15 protein-coding genes and 1 other RNA gene are annotated in these 16,452 nt (G+C 32.9%); 4 read left to right on the forward strand and 12 right to left on the reverse strand.

All coding sequences use genetic code 11. From position 1 onward, the window contains the following. Positions 1-58: 58 nt before the first annotated feature. Positions 59-1,684 carry an ABC-F family ATP-binding cassette domain-containing protein gene (locus tag H611_RS0105910; RefSeq protein WP_027137484.1) on the reverse strand — a complete coding sequence of 542 codons (1,626 nt, stop codon included), beginning with the start codon at positions 1,682-1,684 and terminating at the stop codon, positions 59-61. A gap of 259 nt (positions 1,685-1,943) precedes the next feature. Between H611_RS0105910 and H611_RS0105915 the strand changes: the two genes are divergently transcribed. Next, positions 1,944-3,365 (forward strand): TlpA family protein disulfide reductase, encoded by a 1,422-nt coding sequence (locus H611_RS0105915; protein WP_027137485.1) that lies wholly within the window; start codon positions 1,944-1,946, stop codon positions 3,363-3,365. A gap of 4 nt (positions 3,366-3,369) precedes the next feature. On the opposite strand, the gene H611_RS0105920 is transcribed toward H611_RS0105915, so the two are convergent. Both H611_RS0105920 and ffs read right to left on the reverse strand, forming a co-directional pair. Beyond that, the gene (locus tag H611_RS0105920; protein WP_027137486.1) at positions 3,370-4,173 is read right to left on the reverse strand and encodes an SDR family oxidoreductase; all 804 of its coding nucleotides are present in this window, start codon (positions 4,171-4,173) and stop codon (positions 3,370-3,372) included. A gap of 69 nt (positions 4,174-4,242) precedes the next feature. After that, positions 4,243-4,341: signal recognition particle sRNA small type (gene ffs / locus H611_RS14640), an RNA gene on the reverse strand. Positions 4,342-4,430: 89 nt separating this feature from the next. Between ffs and H611_RS0105925 the strand changes: the two genes are divergently transcribed. Further along, a complete protein-coding gene (locus tag H611_RS0105925) occupies positions 4,431-5,465 on the forward strand; it encodes a glutaminyl-peptide cyclotransferase (RefSeq protein WP_027137487.1) in 1,035 nt (344 codons plus the stop codon). A gap of 20 nt (positions 5,466-5,485) precedes the next feature. On the opposite strand, the gene H611_RS0105930 is transcribed toward H611_RS0105925, so the two are convergent. Together H611_RS0105930 and mnmE are read right to left on the reverse strand one after the other, a co-directional pair. Continuing rightward, positions 5,486-5,842: a hypothetical protein gene (locus tag H611_RS0105930; protein ID WP_027137488.1), complete on the reverse strand. Its 357-nt coding sequence runs from the start codon at positions 5,840-5,842 to the stop codon at positions 5,486-5,488. A gap of 25 nt (positions 5,843-5,867) precedes the next feature. Then, positions 5,868-7,265 (reverse strand): tRNA uridine-5-carboxymethylaminomethyl(34) synthesis GTPase MnmE, encoded by a 1,398-nt coding sequence (gene mnmE, locus H611_RS0105935; RefSeq protein ID WP_027137489.1) that lies wholly within the window; start codon positions 7,263-7,265, stop codon positions 5,868-5,870. A gap of 176 nt (positions 7,266-7,441) precedes the next feature. On the opposite strand from mnmE, the gene H611_RS14970 reads away from it, so the two are divergent. After that, positions 7,442-7,570, forward strand: coding sequence for a hypothetical protein (locus H611_RS14970; RefSeq protein ID WP_262486400.1), 129 nt, complete (start codon positions 7,442-7,444; stop codon positions 7,568-7,570). Positions 7,571-7,849: 279 nt separating this feature from the next. Here H611_RS14970 and H611_RS0105945 read toward each other — a convergent pair whose 3' ends face one another. The 4 genes from H611_RS0105945 to H611_RS0105960 are packed head-to-tail and all read right to left on the reverse strand — an operon-like array spanning position 7,850 to position 12,076. Further along, positions 7,850-8,680: a CvfB family protein gene (locus tag H611_RS0105945; protein WP_027137490.1), complete on the reverse strand. Its 831-nt coding sequence runs from the start codon at positions 8,678-8,680 to the stop codon at positions 7,850-7,852. Between the two features lie 37 nt (positions 8,681-8,717). Continuing rightward, positions 8,718-10,478, reverse strand: coding sequence for a 2-succinyl-5-enolpyruvyl-6-hydroxy-3-cyclohexene-1-carboxylate synthase (menD, locus tag H611_RS0105950; RefSeq protein WP_027137491.1), 1,761 nt, complete (start codon positions 10,476-10,478; stop codon positions 8,718-8,720). 51 nt (positions 10,479-10,529) lie between these two features. Beyond that, entirely contained in the window at positions 10,530-11,651 is a 1,122-nt protein-coding gene (locus tag H611_RS0105955) for a chorismate-binding protein (RefSeq protein WP_027137492.1), read from the reverse strand. 2 nt (positions 11,652-11,653) lie between these two features. Continuing rightward, a complete protein-coding gene (locus H611_RS0105960) occupies positions 11,654-12,076 on the reverse strand; it encodes a PaaI family thioesterase (protein ID WP_027137493.1) in 423 nt (140 codons plus the stop codon). A gap of 108 nt (positions 12,077-12,184) precedes the next feature. On the opposite strand from H611_RS0105960, the gene H611_RS14750 reads away from it, so the two are divergent. Beyond that, a complete protein-coding gene (locus tag H611_RS14750) occupies positions 12,185-12,352 on the forward strand; it encodes a hypothetical protein (protein ID WP_157515060.1) in 168 nt (55 codons plus the stop codon). 196 nt (positions 12,353-12,548) lie between these two features. Here H611_RS14750 and H611_RS0105975 read toward each other — a convergent pair whose 3' ends face one another. From H611_RS0105975 to H611_RS0105985, 3 genes are all read right to left on the reverse strand, one after another. After that, positions 12,549-13,976, reverse strand: a complete 1,428-nt coding sequence (locus H611_RS0105975; protein WP_027137494.1) for a fasciclin domain-containing protein — start codon at positions 13,974-13,976, stop codon at positions 12,549-12,551. 144 nt (positions 13,977-14,120) lie between these two features. Continuing rightward, entirely contained in the window at positions 14,121-15,068 is a 948-nt protein-coding gene (locus H611_RS0105980) for an NAD(P)H-dependent flavin oxidoreductase (RefSeq protein WP_027137495.1), read from the reverse strand. Between the two features lie 54 nt (positions 15,069-15,122). Continuing rightward, positions 15,123-16,352 (reverse strand): class I SAM-dependent rRNA methyltransferase, encoded by a 1,230-nt coding sequence (locus H611_RS0105985; RefSeq protein WP_027137496.1) that lies wholly within the window; start codon positions 16,350-16,352, stop codon positions 15,123-15,125. Positions 16,353-16,452: the final 100 nt, after the last annotated feature.

The raw sequence follows: 16,452 nt of genomic DNA on the forward strand, positions 1-16,452 counted from the left end.
ACAATAAAAAAAGCGACTTAAATAAGTCGCTTTTTTTATTTATTACAACACTTTAAAACTATGCTGTAACCGCATACATTTTTGCTCGTAATTCTTTAATTTTTGAATCTTGCATATACTCATCGAAGGTGGTATAGCGATCAATAACACCATTAGGTGTAATCTCTACTACCCTATTTGCAACAGTTTGAGCAAACTCGTGGTCATGAGTCGTAAACAATATAGTTCCTTTAAAATTCTTCAATGAATTATTAAATGCTGTAATACTCTCCAAATCTAAGTGATTTGTTGGTTCATCTAACATTAATACGTTAGCCCTTGTCATCATCATTCTACTTAACATGCAACGCACCTTTTCTCCACCCGAAAGCACATTCGATTTTTTTAAAGCTTCTTCACCACTAAAAATCATTTTCCCTAAGAAACCTCGAATATGAACTTCTTCGCGTTCTTCTTCTGTTTTTGCCCACTGACGAAGCCAATCTACCAGCGATAAATTATTTTGGAAATATTCATCATTGTCTAAAGGTAAATAAGACTGTGTTGTCGTTACACCCCAATCAAAAGTACCTGCATCTGCTTCTTGCTTATTATTCAAAATTTGATAAAAAGCCGTTGTTGCTCGTGAATCTTTAGAGAACACCACAACTTTATCTCCTTTAGCTAAATTTAAATCGATGTCTTTAAATAACACTTCACCATCGATTGAAGCTGCCAAGTTTTGAATATTTAATATTTGATCTCCTGCTTCTCTTTCGCGTTCGAAAATAATTGCAGGATATCGACGACTAGTAGGCTTAATATCATCGATGTTCAATTTATCAATCATTTTTTTTCTACTGGTTGCTTGTTTACTTTTTGCAACATTTGCAGAGAAACGACGGATAAACTCTTCCAATTCCTTTTTCTTTTCTTCAGCCTTTTTATTCTGTTGCGCTCGCTGACGGGCTGCTAATTGAGATGATTCGTACCAAAATGTATAGTTTCCAGAAAAATGATTAATCTTACCAAAATCGATATCTGAAATATGTGTACATACAGCATCTAAAAAGTGTCTGTCATGCGACACCACAATCACACAGTTATCATAATTCGCTAAAAAATTCTCTAACCAAGAAATGGTTTCGTAATCCAAATCGTTGGTAGGCTCATCCATAATTAACACATCTGGATTTCCAAAAAGCGCTTGAGCCAATAACACTCGTACTTTTTGTTTACCATCCAAATCTTTCATTAATGTATAATGAAATTCTTCTTTAATATCCAGATTTGATAACATAGCTGCTGCATCGCTATCTGCGTTCCAACCATTCATCTCTTCAAATTTCACCTGAAGTTCTCCTATTTTTTCAGCATTTTCATCAGTATAATCTGCATATAAGGCATCCATTTCAGATTTAATCTTAAACAATGGCTTATTTCCCATTAAAACCGTTTCTAAAACTGTTTGTTCATCATATAAATTATGATTCTGCTCTAATACAGACATACGCTTACCAGGCTCTAAATGTACACGACCCGATGTTGGATCTTGCTTCCCTGAAAGTATTTTTAAAAAAGTAGATTTACCTGCTCCATTAGCCCCTATAATCCCGTAACAATTACCTGATGTAAATGTTGTATTTACTTCATCAAACAATATGCGTTTTCCAAATTGCACTGAAAGATTCGATACTGATAACATAAATGTATTTTTTTATTTAACTCAGATATTATTTTAATAGGTTTACTCCTTGACACAAACCTAATTGAAAATTTGTGCAAAAGTAGAAAATTCCTTTCGGACAAGGAAACCAAGAGATTTTATTTTAAAAATATATTGCTATTTTTTCTAAGTGCCCTATATTAGTGGTTTTTAGTACTAGTAACTTTAACAGCCCATTAACAACACTTTAAATTAACAAGGTCTATTTTTGTATATAAACGTATTTAGTCGGCAAATTATGAAATTATATGGTTTTGGCCTTTTCCTGTTGTTATTGGTTTTTGGTTGTAAGTTTGACAATAATCAGGTTAATGATAATTATGCTTACTTGGGTGGTGAAATTATAAACCCAAATGACAACGTTGTGATACTTTCTCAAGCCGGACAAGTTATAGATACCATTACTCTAGATTATAGAAATAGATTTCTCCATAAAATTGAAAATTTAAATGCCGGCTTGTACACTTTTCTTCATGGAGGTGAAATTCAAATGGTATTTTTAGAACCTAAAGACAGTTTATTGTTTAGGCTAAATACTTTAGAATTTGATGAATCACTAGTTTTTACTGGTATTGGTGACAATAAAAATAATTATCTTATAAGAGAGTTTTTAGAAAACGAAACTCAAGAAAAGAAAATTTTCAAATATTGCCAATTAGATCCAGACCAGTATGAAAATGAAATAGACTCTATAAAATCTTTAAAAATTAAGCGCTTTAATAATTTCAAAAATCGTTATGAGGTTAGTGCCCTTTTTGAAGATTTAGCCTTAGCAAATATTAATTACAACTATTATTCCAGCAAAGAAGTGTACCCATTTGTCCATTATGGATATAACAAAGCGGAAATTTTAAACTCTTTGCCTAAAGATTTCTATAATTACAGAAAAGAAGTAAATTATAATGACACCCTACTTAAGGATTACCATTATTATAATTCATTTTTACGCTACAGCCTTAATAATTTAGCACTACAAGAGCATATCGATCATCATGAAGACACGGTTTTTAACAGACGTTCATTATGCTTCAATATTGACCTAATGAAGTTGACAGATAGTTTAGTAAGTAACGTGAACATTAAGAATGAACTCTTGCATCATTTTGCCTTGAATTATTTATCTAAAAGCCCAAATACAGAAGCTAATAGCGCAATTTTAAATACCTATTTAATACTTTCTTCCAATGAAAAGGGTAAAGAAATGATGAAAAACTTCACATCTTCTTTAAATGCTTTAGAAGTTGGTGCACCTTTTCCAGATTTAGAAGTTGTTAATTACAATAATGAGACCATTGCATTGAACAGTTTGTTCAATAAACCTACCGTTATCTGTTTCTGGTCTGATGTTTTCTTCGAACACTTCAAAAAAAGTCATTATTTACTTAAAGATTTAAAATCCAAATACCCAGAAGTTAACTTTTTATCTATTAATATAGATAATTACGGTATTGATAAAGCTAAAAAATCGTTACGTGCAAATGGATTTCCTACTACCGATGAATACCAATTCCGAAGACCTACCAAAGCTTACGAGACACTAGCTATTCGACCAATGACTAAAGCCTTTATTGTAGACAAAAACAATAAAATTGCCAATAATCATACCAACATCTTTTCTTCAAACTTTGAACAACAATTATTAGGTGTTTTAAATAGGTAACCCTTTAAAGTTTGTAATGATTCATTAAAAGTTTTTCGTAAACCTTATCCGGCAATATACTTTTTAATATTACAGAGAATTTTTGCATAAACTCCCCTACTTTATAATGAATTTTAGGTTTGTCGGTCTGAATTACCTTTAAAACGGCTTTAGCCATCATTAATGGATCACTACCTGAATCTACGTGCTCATTCATTAAATTTAAAGTATCTCCATAAGGCTTTTTATATGGAGAATTTTCAAGTAAAGGTGCATGGTATCTTCCTGCCGCTATATTTGTTGCAAAGTCACCTGGCGCAATATTAGTCATGTGAATATTAAAGTCCTTCAATTCCATTCTAAATGCCTCTGTTAATAACTCTAAAGCGCCTTTACTAGCACTATAAATACCACGATAAGGCAAACCCATATAACCAGCTATTGAAGTAATGTTAATGATAAGTCCAGAGTGCTGATTCCGCATCTGTGGTAAACATTCTTTTATTACATTTATGGGTCCAAAAAAATTAGTATCAAAATTAGCCTTAATTTCAGCTTCCGGAATTTCTTCTATAGGTCCGGTGATACCAGCACCCGCATTATTAATAAGGACATCTAGACGTCCTTCCACACTAATAATATAGCTTACCGTTTGCTGAATAGTTTGTGTATTTTTAACATCCAACTCTAAAATAGGAAATTTACTCTTACCGTATTTTTCAGGATTCCTACTGGTTCCATAAACTTTAAATCCATTATCTGTTAGGTATTCCCCAACCGATTTTCCAATACCAGAAGATCCACCAGTAATTAAAACTACTTTAGACATATTTTGTGTTATTTTTAAGGCTGTAAAGGTACTATTGTAAATGCTTTTTAGGAAAGAAAAGTGCATAAAAAAAGGCAAGCTACCTACATCACACCGCTACGACCATTTACCTTTGCTGCGTTCCCGCCCTGGAGGATTCAACAGGAGCTGGTTGTGTAGGACTTGCCGGGTGCAAATATACAACCTTTTAAAAGTTTTACAATGATTTTTTTCTCTGATTTTTAATAAATATCTTGCCTAAAATTAATCACCAAATCATGAATACAATTAAGTGCTTCACTATCATATTTTTATCCATTTTAATTTCCGGATGTGGATCAAGTAACGGACAAAAAAAGAATGACTTTTCTATAAAAACCAACACTGACAAGGGCAACATTTCTAACAATAGTGTTCTAAATTTAAGTTTGATTAACAAAAAAGAACACGAAATAGATTCAATAGTTTATTCTATATACGGAAGAAAAATTGGTGCAAACACAAAACTTTCTGATTTTAAATTAGGAAAACATGCTATTGAAGCAACAGTATATTTTAACGAAACTAAAGAAGTGTGTACGACTTCCATTACCATACTCCATAGCGAAAGCCCTAAAGTATACACTTACAAAATAATTAATGAATATCCTCACGATATTACATCTTATACTCAGGGATTAGAATTTCATAATGGAGACCTATATGAAAGCACAGGACAATACAAATTTTCTAAGTTAAGAAAAGTCGATTTCAAAACCGGCAACGTATTAAAAAACAAAGATTTACCTAATGAATATTTTGGTGAAGGTATAACTATTTTAAACAACAAAATTTACCAATTAACCTGGAGAGAAAACATCGGATTTATTTACGATATTAATTCTTTTGAAAAAACCAGCAGCTTTAAATACAACGAAAGTAAAGAAGGCTGGGGTTTGTGTAACAATGGATCAACAATATATAAAAGTGACGGTACAGAAAACATTTGGTTACTAAATCCTGAAACTTTAACCGAAGAGGATCATATTCAGGTCTACACTAATAAAGGAAAAATAATAGGCATAAATGAAATGGAATGGGTTAATGGTGTTATTTACTCCAACAGATATCAAAAAGATGGTGTAGCTATCATAAATCCTGAAAATGGTGCTGTAATTGGTGTTATTGATTTTTCACCTTTAAAAAGATTAGTAAAACAACACGAAGGATTAGATGTTCTTAATGGTATAGCGTACAATACAGAAACCAAAACTTTATTTGTTACAGGTAAACATTGGGACAAACTTTTCGAAGTAGAAATTATCGAAAAATAAGACTATCTCTTTATTTTTGATTAATTAATCAATGTATCCTTCGGATTTATTCTAAAACATTGTTCACTGCCTAAATACGAAGGATCACCATGTTTTTCAGACCAAAAACCATCCAAAAGATCTTTAGATAAGCATTTATATACAACGACACCTTTAAATATTTTGTTGTCAGCCCCCTTATATCTAAAATTAATCACTAAGATATTATTTTTAAAAAAACCGGTTCCTGATTGTTGGTGATTACCTATAGACCATCTTGCAATAATCCTATCATTTAGATCTAAGTCAATTTGAAGCAAACCTTCATAACTAGTTTCTTCATAATCCTGATTGGTTCCAACAACATTGTATTTCCCTACTAACTCTCTAACTTCCATACTTTAAAATTATCAAAAGTAGTTATTACTTTCCGATACAGAAATTAGCAAAAATATTTCCTAGTAAATCGTCGTTAGTTATTTCACCTGTTATTTCACCAAAATAATACAACGCCTGGCGAATATCTATCGCTAATAAATCCCCAGACAACCCTATCTCTAACCCATGCCTAACTTTATCTATTTCATCTAACGCTTTAAGCAATGAATCGTAATGCCTTGTGTTTGTTACTATTGTGTCATTGTTACGAAGTGCGCCTGTATTAACAAAACTTAGTAATTTATCTTTTAACTCTTCCACTCCAAATCCTGTTTTAGCTGATAATAAATGAAGATCTGAAAACTGAGTCATTATAGTTTTAACCTCAAAATCTGAAAGTTTATCAATTTTATTAGCAATTATTATAATCGGCTTTTGAGGATATTTATTTTTGATTTTTTCTATTTCAATCTTGAAGGATTTAATAAAACTTTCTTCTTTTAGGTTAGTACTATCAGCTAAGAAAACCACCACTTGCGCCTGCTCTATTTTCTCAAAGGTCTTTTTAATACCAATACTCTCAACAACATCTTTTGTTTCGCGAATTCCGGCGGTATCGATAAATCGGAATCCTATACCTCCAATCGAAATTTCATCCTCTATAGTATCTCTTGTTGTACCTGCAATTTCAGAAACAATAGCACGCTCTTCATTTAATAACGCATTTAACAAGGTAGATTTACCAACATTAGGCTCACCAACGATGGCTACGGGAATTCCATTTTTAATCACATTACCAACAGCAAAAGAATCTATTAAACGCTTTAACACAAAACTGATGCGCTCAATGAGGTCTTTAAACTTTGTTCTATCAGCAAATTCAACATCTTCTTCAGCAAAATCAAGTTCCAACTCAATTAACGAGGCAAAGTTCATTAATTCTTCACGAAGTTTGGCTATTTCAGATGAAAAACCTCCACGCATTTGCTGCATTGCTATTTGATGAGAGGCTTCATTATCACTAGCAATCAAATCCGCCACAGCTTCTGCCTGACTTAAATCTAATTTACCATTAAGAAATGCACGCAATGTGAATTCTCCTGCCGATGCCATTCTACAACCTTTCCGAAGAAATAACTGAATAATTTCTTGTTGTATATAATTTGATCCATGACAAGATACCTCAACAACATCTTCGCCCGTATAAGAATTAGGATTTTTAAAAACTGACACCAAAACCTCATCTATGGTTTTAACCCCATCAATAATATGACCTAAGTGAATGGTATGTGTCTTCTGTCCTGACAAGGATTTATTGTCTCTTACTGATTTAAAACAGGAATCTGCTATGGTAATTGCCTCTCTACCAGACAAACGAATAACAGCTATAGCTCCTGCCCCAGAAGGAGTCGCTAATGCTACAATGGTATCTTGATTAATCATGCTGCAAAAATAGCAAATAGTTAGTGTTTCTTTACTGCTAATTCAAAATTCGAAAAATTACTTTCCCAAGTATGCTTCTTAATTAGTTCTTAAAATACATAAATTCTTACTAATTAACTTTTCATTATCAATTAAAACTCAATTTGTAAGTTATTTTTGCTGTTTTAATTTTAGTTATGCCCTTATTTAACATCCCTCAATTTAACGACATTATAAGCTATGAAATTATAAAGTTAGGTCATCTGTTCCTGTTTGAAGATTTTGTTATTGCCGAATATAAAGAAGGGGTCACCTTTACTTTCTAAGGTTTTCAGGATGGCATAAAAATTATTAAAGATTTTTACGGTAAAAAGAATTTTGGCTACATAAGCAATCGAAAAAACTCTTATTCAATAAACTGTACTGATGGTCAAAGCATATCAGATACTTTCCCAAATTTAATTAGTTGCGCTACGGTAACTTATACTTTTCAAGCCCGCAGTGCTGTTGAAATAGAGAAACTGTTTTTTAATTTCAATTATAAAAATTTCAGTAACCTTGAAGATGCAGTAATTTGGAGTAAAACGGCAATAAAAATCAACAAATTAAAGACGGTAAATCCCATCTGATTTAATTACTATTTTTTTCTGCTTATAAAGATTCCCAACTGCTTTTTTAAAGTTCTTTTTACTCATCTGTAACATTTCCTTTATATCCTCAGGATTAGATTTATCGGTTAAATTTAAATAACCACTATTATCATCTAGTTCCTTTAATATACGTTCGGCGTTAGGTTCTATATTTCTATAACCAATTTGCCCCAAAGAAATATCAAGTTTATTACCTGGTCGTATCTTTTTAACAATCCCCTTGAGCTTATCACCTACACTTAAATCAGTAAATATTTGATCATTATAAATTAAACCCGTGTGCTTTTTATTTACAATCACATTCATACCAATATCTGATGGATGCGACACAATAATATCTACCTCATCAAACTGACTTACCGTTAGTTCTTTATTACTTAAAAAGTGATTAGTTTTACTAGAAGCAGCTAATCGTCCTGTTTTCTCATCTAAGTAACAATATACCAGATACCAGCCTTTAGGTTTCATTTTAAAGGCTTGTTCTTTAAATGGACAAAATAATTCCTTTACCAATCCCCAGTCTAGAAATGCACCAAATTCAGTCACTTCATTACATCGCAATAATGCAAAATCGTTTAACTGGATAAAAGGCATATCGGTAGTCGCCACAGGACGTTCTTCATTATCTAAGTAAACAAATACATCTATCTTGTCCCAAATCTTAAACGTTTCAGGAACGTACCTATTTGGTAATAGTACTTCATTATCCTCTTCATCTATCAAATAAACTCCGTGATCGGTCTCACGTAGTATTTCTAATGTATTTACTCGTCCTATGTTTATCATGCAGCAAAAGTACTAATATTTAGCAAGATTTTTCGATTTACTTTAAATACTCAAAGTAATTCAATAAGACCTCATCATTTACTTCATTAGGTGTGAATATTTCCAATAATTTAGGCTGCTCACTTTCAGTATAAAAAGCTTTTAAAGCAGTTTCTAATCCCGATGTGGTCGAAGCCGATTTATAGCCAATATTATACATAGCACATAAATGTTTAGCCGTTAGGTTATGAGTGGTTTCGAAAAACGTGGTAAAATTATCCGTGTTTTTACGACCAGGCAAAATTCTAAAAATACCTCCTCCTGAATTATTCACTACAATAATTCTAAAGTTATTAGGAATGTAATTATTCCACAACGCATTGCTGTCATATAAAAAACTTAAATCTCCTGTAATAAATACGGTTGGTTTTTTAGCTCCTACAGCGCACCCAATAGCTGTAGAAGTGCTTCCATCAATGCCACTTGTGCCACGGTTACAATAAACATCAAGCGTTTTATTTATAGTAAATAACTGCGTATATCTAATGGCCGAACTATTCCCTACTTGAAGTATGTAATTATTTGGAATAGCTTTTAAAACCATGTCAAAAACTTTAAAATCACAAAATGGTATGTCATTTAAATACTGATTGTGTTTTTTAAGACGTCTTTGTTTTACAGCTCCCCAGAACGGTCCATATTGACTTTTTACATAATGAGTAATTTTTGGTAGAAACGTTTCAAAAAATTCGTTCGGTGTCGATTCAATATGATTACTTAAACAGAAAAAAGTATCATTCGCTTCTTTTTTGTCGATATGCCAATGATGCTTAGGTTGATATTTACGTAATAAGGCTTTTATTTTTTTCGAAACAATTAGACCTCCAAAGGTTAGAAGAATATCTGGCTGTAATGCTTTCTTTTCATCTTCAGAAAGCGGAGCAATGATTTGATCGATACTTGGTAAAAAGCTCTGATTATATAGGTTTGATGTCGTTTCGGTAAAAACAATAACACTATCATCATTCGCTAATTCGTCAAGCCATTGTTTTTCTATTTCGTTAGGACCATTAACCCCTACCAAAACCATTTTTTTGGAAGCCGCATTCCATTCTTCTAAACATTCCTGAATAGTATAATTCTCAAGTTGTTTATTCTTTGAAACTACCGCTGTGGCTTTTGGGGAAATCGATAATTTATCTACTACTTCGTACAAAGGCTCATCAAAAGGTATATTTATATGAACTGGCCCCTTCTTTAAAATCGAAAAGTTTATAGCAGTATTAATAGCTTCCTCATTAAAACTTTGAATATCCTTCTGAAGTCCTAAAAAACGTTCTAACTTATCTTCAATATTCTTGATCATGGGTAAGTCTTCATTCCCAGGAATGTTCTTTTCATCTTTTATGTCAAGCTTTAAGTTTGCTGAATATAAAATATGATTTTCAAAAACGTTTTTCTGGTTTATGGTTTGTCCATCACCAATACCTACTAAATGTTTAGGGCGATCGGCCGACAAAACAACTAAAGGTATATGACTGTAATAAGCTTCTGAAATTGCCGGATAATAATTTAACAAAGCACTTCCTGAAGTACATACCACAGCCGTTGGCTTTTGTATTTGCTGGGCAATTCCCATAGCAAAAAATGCGGCACAACGCTCATCTACTATACTGTAACATTTAAAAAAAGAATCGTTTGTAAACCCAATTGTTAGAGGAGCATTTCGGCTTCCTGGAGAGATAACGATATGTTTAATACCTTTAACTTTGCACAATTCCACCACGGTTTGAGCCAGTGGTATTTTTGAATAAATCATATACTACATAATATAAATACAAAAGTAACGATAGCTCTTAAAATTCCCTAATTACAAGGCATTTTTAATAACTAGAGATTTAGATACAGTTTCCTGCCATTCACTCTCTGGATTGGAATCTTTTGTTATTCCTCCTCCCACATAAATTATAGCATGAGAATCTTGTAATTGCATACATCGTAAATTCACATACAATTGCGTAGCATTTCTATTAATTGCATAGGCTCTGTTTTCAATATTGCGCCTACCTGTTCTCGGTGCTTTAGTACTTTCAAAATTTAATTCACCTAAAAACCCAGTATAGAATGAACGGTTGTAAGGTTCGTTTTCTAGAATAAATTGTTTCGATGCTGCTTTTGGCAATCCACAAACCGCTGGAGTTGGGTGAATGGTCGTGATTATTTCCTTAAGACCTATTCCTGCTTTTAACCTGGCCGATATCATAGTTTTTAAATGAACCAAATTACCAGCTCGAACGGTTTCTGTATCAGATACTTTAATTTGCTCTGCAGATGGTTGCAAACTATCTATAACATAATCGGTAACATATTGCTGTTCTTCTTTCTCTTTATACTGCCATTCCACATCTAAGGTACCTTTATACACTTGTGTTCCAGCTAATGCCATAATAGAAAATCGATTTCCTTCTATTTTAATTAAGGTTTCTGGAGTAGCACCTAACCATAAACCTATTTTAGGATGATACCAACAATAAACAAAAGCCAAAGGGTACGCATTTAATAATTCCTTTAAAATATGAATAGGATTATCAACGGTAATATCAACTTTTTCCTGTCGGGATAGAACAACTTTCTCCAAATTGTGTGCTTTGATAGTTTCTATTCCCTTTTTTACAAGAGCGATATGATGTTTCTTTTCCGTTTCATCCTGAACTGAATTATCAACTCTTAAAGTTCTATCTACTTCGAAATTCTGCTGATGATGTAGTTGAATAATTTCTGAGTGCTCCTTAGGAATTAATACAGTCTCATCTATATTTTCAAAAGGAGAGAAAACAAACCCGCTCTCTTTGAAAGATATGGCAGAATAAACTATATCATCCTTTTGAAGCAAGGCATTTATGATTACTTCTTTAGGTTTTCTATAAACAACAAACGGTAATTTATCCTTGTATTGATTTTCAATACGAATTAAGGCGTCTTCTATGGTCATTATTATTTTCTAGGCAGTGAAATCGTGGTAAGTTTACATATAGAAATTAAATTTTCATCATCATCGGTGACTTTAATTTCGAACAATTGAGTGGTTTTTCCTTTGTGAACAAACTTAGCCTTGGCATAAACATATCCCGACCGTACACTCTTTATGTGATTGGCACTGATTTCAATTCCACGAACAAAATACGCTTTAGTATCCAATAGCAATTCGGCTGCAAAACTACCTGTCGTTTCAGCTAAAGCCACGGTAGCCCCACCATGAAGCACACCATCAGGTTGGTAAACACGATTATTCACTGGCATACGTCCCACTACAAAATCGTCCCCAAAATCAACCATGGTAATTTCTAGGGTTTCCATTAAGGTGTTTCTTGTAATAGCATTAGCCCGTTCTAAAATCTCACTTTTAGATAAATGCATGGAAATATTGTATTTTTATTATAGCAAGTAAAAGTACAAAATGCTTCATGAAAGCACTAAACTTTAACCTGAATTTAAAACCAATTCTATTTGTAAAGTCAATTACTTATGAAAATACCGTCCCTAGAAAACCAATATGTCAAACTTAATTTGTTAGATTTAAGCAATGACAAACACCTAATAAATGTTGCACAAGAACCTAATTTACTACAATACACTCCAAGTAAAATTGACTCACCTGCCGACCTTAAATCCTACGTTCAGAAAGTATCTTAAGAAAAGACACCGTTATGACCGATGGATTTAGACGTAACACTTGCAGCTATGGCAGCATTAAAGAAGCATGGTCAGATATCAAAATTTCTTAAAATAATTGAACTTAAAAATAATAAAAAAAGGCACAGTTATTATTCTGCGCCTTCTCAACAACTAACTAAATAAATTTGTTAAATAAACAAATCAACCAACTATTTTAAGGTAATAAAACTTTATTAATTATGTGCACTACGCCATTTGTAGCTTGAATATTTAAACTTGCAGCATCTAACATAGCAACACGATTATTATTATCTGTAATTTCTAATGTGTTTACATCAATATTGAATGTACCATTTAATGTCTCTACCCAGCCACTCATTAAATCACTGGAGTACACTCGCCCTTCCACGATATGATATTTTAAAACAGCTTCTAGGGTTGCTGCGTCTAAATCATCTAAAGACTCTACACCATCCAATTCTCCAATTAAATTAACAAAAGCTTCTTCGGTTGGAATAAAAACGGTGTATGGTCCTCCTGATTCTAAAGCATCTACCAGCCCGGCTTTTATTACGGCTTGAACTAAAGAAGAATCAATACCAAAAGCACTAATCGCTAAATCTTTAAGGTTTTGCATTGGAGGCAACAACACTTTATCAATAACATGAATTATACCATTAGTAGCTTGAACATTTGCTGCAGTAACCATAGCATCGTTTATATAAACGTTACCATCTATTTTCACCATAACTGCCGCTCCATTCGCTGTAGGCGTGTAACCATCACTTAAATCTGTAGAAAACACTTTTCCTGGCACGACATGGTACAGCACAATCTTTCTTAATAATTCAATTTCATCTTCGGAATCAAAATCATCTAAGGAATTGAACCCATCTAAACCTGAGATTAAATTTTCAAAAGCCTCGTTTGTTGGAGCAAATACAGTATACATATCCTCCATCATTAAAACATCGGCCAGTCCTGCAATAGTAGCAGCCTTCAATAAGCTAGTAAATTCCGGATCGAAGCTACTAGCAACCTCTACAATATTTCCAGCGGGTGGAAATAAAACTGAATCAATAGCATGAATAACACCATTACGAGCTTCAATATCAACATATGCCAAATCTACATTTGCCATATTTACCATGACACCATCGCCTAAGTTAATTTCAACAGAAGCACCATTAAGAGTTTCAACAAAACCATTTTGTAAATCTGTACTGTATACTTTCCCTACTACTACATGATAAAGCAAAATACTAGCTAGATTAGGTACACTTGCTATATTTTGATGGTTTAATCCCAACTTCTCAAAGGCTGCGTCTGTTGGCGCAAAAGCTGTTAATTGATTTGAGGAATAAATACCTGATAAACCCGTTTTAGCCAGGGCAACGGTTAAGGCTTTAAATGTTGGTTTTTCGTTTCCTCGCTTTCCATTAATAGTTTTACTTGCTACTTCTGAATTAGTATCAAAAGATTTAAGTACTGCAACAATATTACCTTTAGATGCCTCATATTCATTACCATCTATAGATTCATTATTACACGATACCAAAATTAATAAGGAAGAAAAGAAAAGAGATATCAATAATTTGTAGGTCAAAAACTGGGGGCTTTGAGATAAAATTTTTGATTTCATGATTTGTGTTTTTTTGTTTAACTTTTTCAAATATACTATAAACAATATATTTTGTTTAAACTTTTTTGCATTTTTTTAAACAATTTAGATGAAATACATATTTTACCGACGTGCTACATAGAGATATTTGTAACAGATTGTTTTTTAACTAATTAATTTTTTAATGATTTCTTTAACAGGCAAAATAGCATTGGTATTTTTTATACTGGGCCCGGCCACCCAAACAGTTTTATAAGTAACTTCGGTAGCTGCTTTTTTCGTTGCAGCCATACCAATAGAAAAACGTAGCATTTTAATCCACTTCTTTAATATCTTATTTTTGTTCAAAACCCGTTCTATCCATGTCGACCTAGTTCCTACCTTTTGAACATATGGGGTGTTTATAACCGTACATGGTGTTCCAGATATTCGTTCGGTTACTACAATATCCTCTGCACCATAATCCACACAGGCTTGTTTATATTCATCAGTAACACCGGCTTCTTCTGAAGCAATAAAAGGACTTCCTACAGAAACACCGGCGGCTCCATAACTCAGCATTCTATCTACATCTGCTTTACTGCTCACACCTCCCGCAGAAATTACCGCAATTTTACAATTAGTAACCAATTCTGTTATTAATTCTTTTGGACTTAATTCGCCTCGATGACCACCTGCTTCATTATTAACCGCTATCAAAGCATCCGCACCCAAGGCCTCTACTTTTTTTGCATATTTTAAATCAACCACATCACAAAACACTTTAATACCAACCTCATGAGCACGCCTAATAGTTTCCTCTGGACTCCCTAAAGAAGTTATAATAAAATCACAACCTTCTTTACAAAGTATATCTAACTGATTTTTATATTTAATATTTGACTTATTTACGATTAAATTAAATCCAAACGAACCTCCTTTTGGTTTAGCACTTTTAAGTTCCATTATGGCCTGCTTTAATTCTTCTAAAGTCCGATAGTTTAAAGCCGGAATACATCCTGCGATTCCCTCATTCATCGCTGCAATCACCATTTCGGTATTTGAAACTAAGAACATAGGCGCCTGAATAATAGGATATTTAATCTGAAGTATTTCGGTTAATTTTTTTGGCATAATTTTTTTGATTTATTCAAATATACCAAATATTATGCATGCATAATACAAGTATTAATCTCTGAACCTATAGTAACCACATTTCAAATATGCCCCCTCAGGGAAACTTACTGGGTGATCAATATCGTGCGTCGTTGACTTAATAATCTTATAAGAACGTCCAGCAGCATTTAATACTTGGGTATTTATATCAAAAAACGCAGTAGAAGTAACACGTGAAGAACAAGACGCTAAAACCAACAACCCATTTTTAGCTGTTAACCTTTCTCCTAATGCAGCCAACTGGGCATACTTCTTTTTAGCCAAATCTATTTCGGAAGCCTGTTTAGCAAAACTTGGAGGGTCTATAACCACCACATCGAAAGTGACATTATTTTTAATTAGCTTGTTTAACTCTTCAAAGGCATCACCAGCAATAGTGTAATGGGTGCCTGAATAATTATTCAGTTTTCCATTCTCAACAGCAATTTCAAGCGCTTGTTTGCTAATATCTAAACTAGTTACACTTTTGGCTCCGTTACTGAGTGCATGAACAGAAAAACCACCGGCATAACTAAAAACATCTAAAACAGTCTTCCCCCTACTCCATTCACCAACTTGTTTACGATTTGCTCGATGATCTAAAAAATAACCCGTTTTATGTCCTTTAATAACATTAGCTGAGAAATGAACTCCATGTTCAACAAATTGAACCACTTCATTTTCCAATTCACCATAAATTACATCACCATTCTTTAGTCGATGCCCTTTTAAATTTTCCACATTACGACTTAATCGAACAACTACGGTCTTCGCTTCAGCAGTTTCCTGTAACTTAGATACCATGGTGTCTAGATATGGCATCCAGATATCCGAATATATTTTAACGACTAAGACCTTATCATAAACATCTGCAATAAGACCAGGAAATCCGTCATTTTCACCAAAAATTAAACGATAACTATTCGTTTTGGTCTGTAATAAGTCATACCGCTTAGCAAAAGCCTCTTCAATCTTCCCTTCAAAATATCTAGAATTAATTTCAACCTTATCAATACCGCTATGAAGCATTTTTATTCTAATTGGTGAATTTGCATCATAAAGTCCAACACCTATTACTCTATTTTTATTCTTACTAAATATTATAGCCAAATCTCCAGATTTAGCATTATCACTAATCTTAATAATATTATTTGAAAACACCCAAGGATGCCCTTGAGATACATATAGTTCTCCTTTAGCATTCAGTTTTACAGCCAAACGCTTTACGGTATATGTAGATTTAATTTTATTAGAAAATTCCATAGCTTTAATTAATACGTCAAAAGTATTTTAATTAAATCGCTTATTGTAATAAAATGTATTTTAATTAGAATCTCCCGTCAAAATTCATTATATTACAATG

This window comes from Gaetbulibacter saemankumensis DSM 17032 (genome assembly GCF_000425645.1).
Lineage (GTDB): Bacteria > Bacteroidota > Bacteroidia > Flavobacteriales > Flavobacteriaceae > Gaetbulibacter > Gaetbulibacter saemankumensis.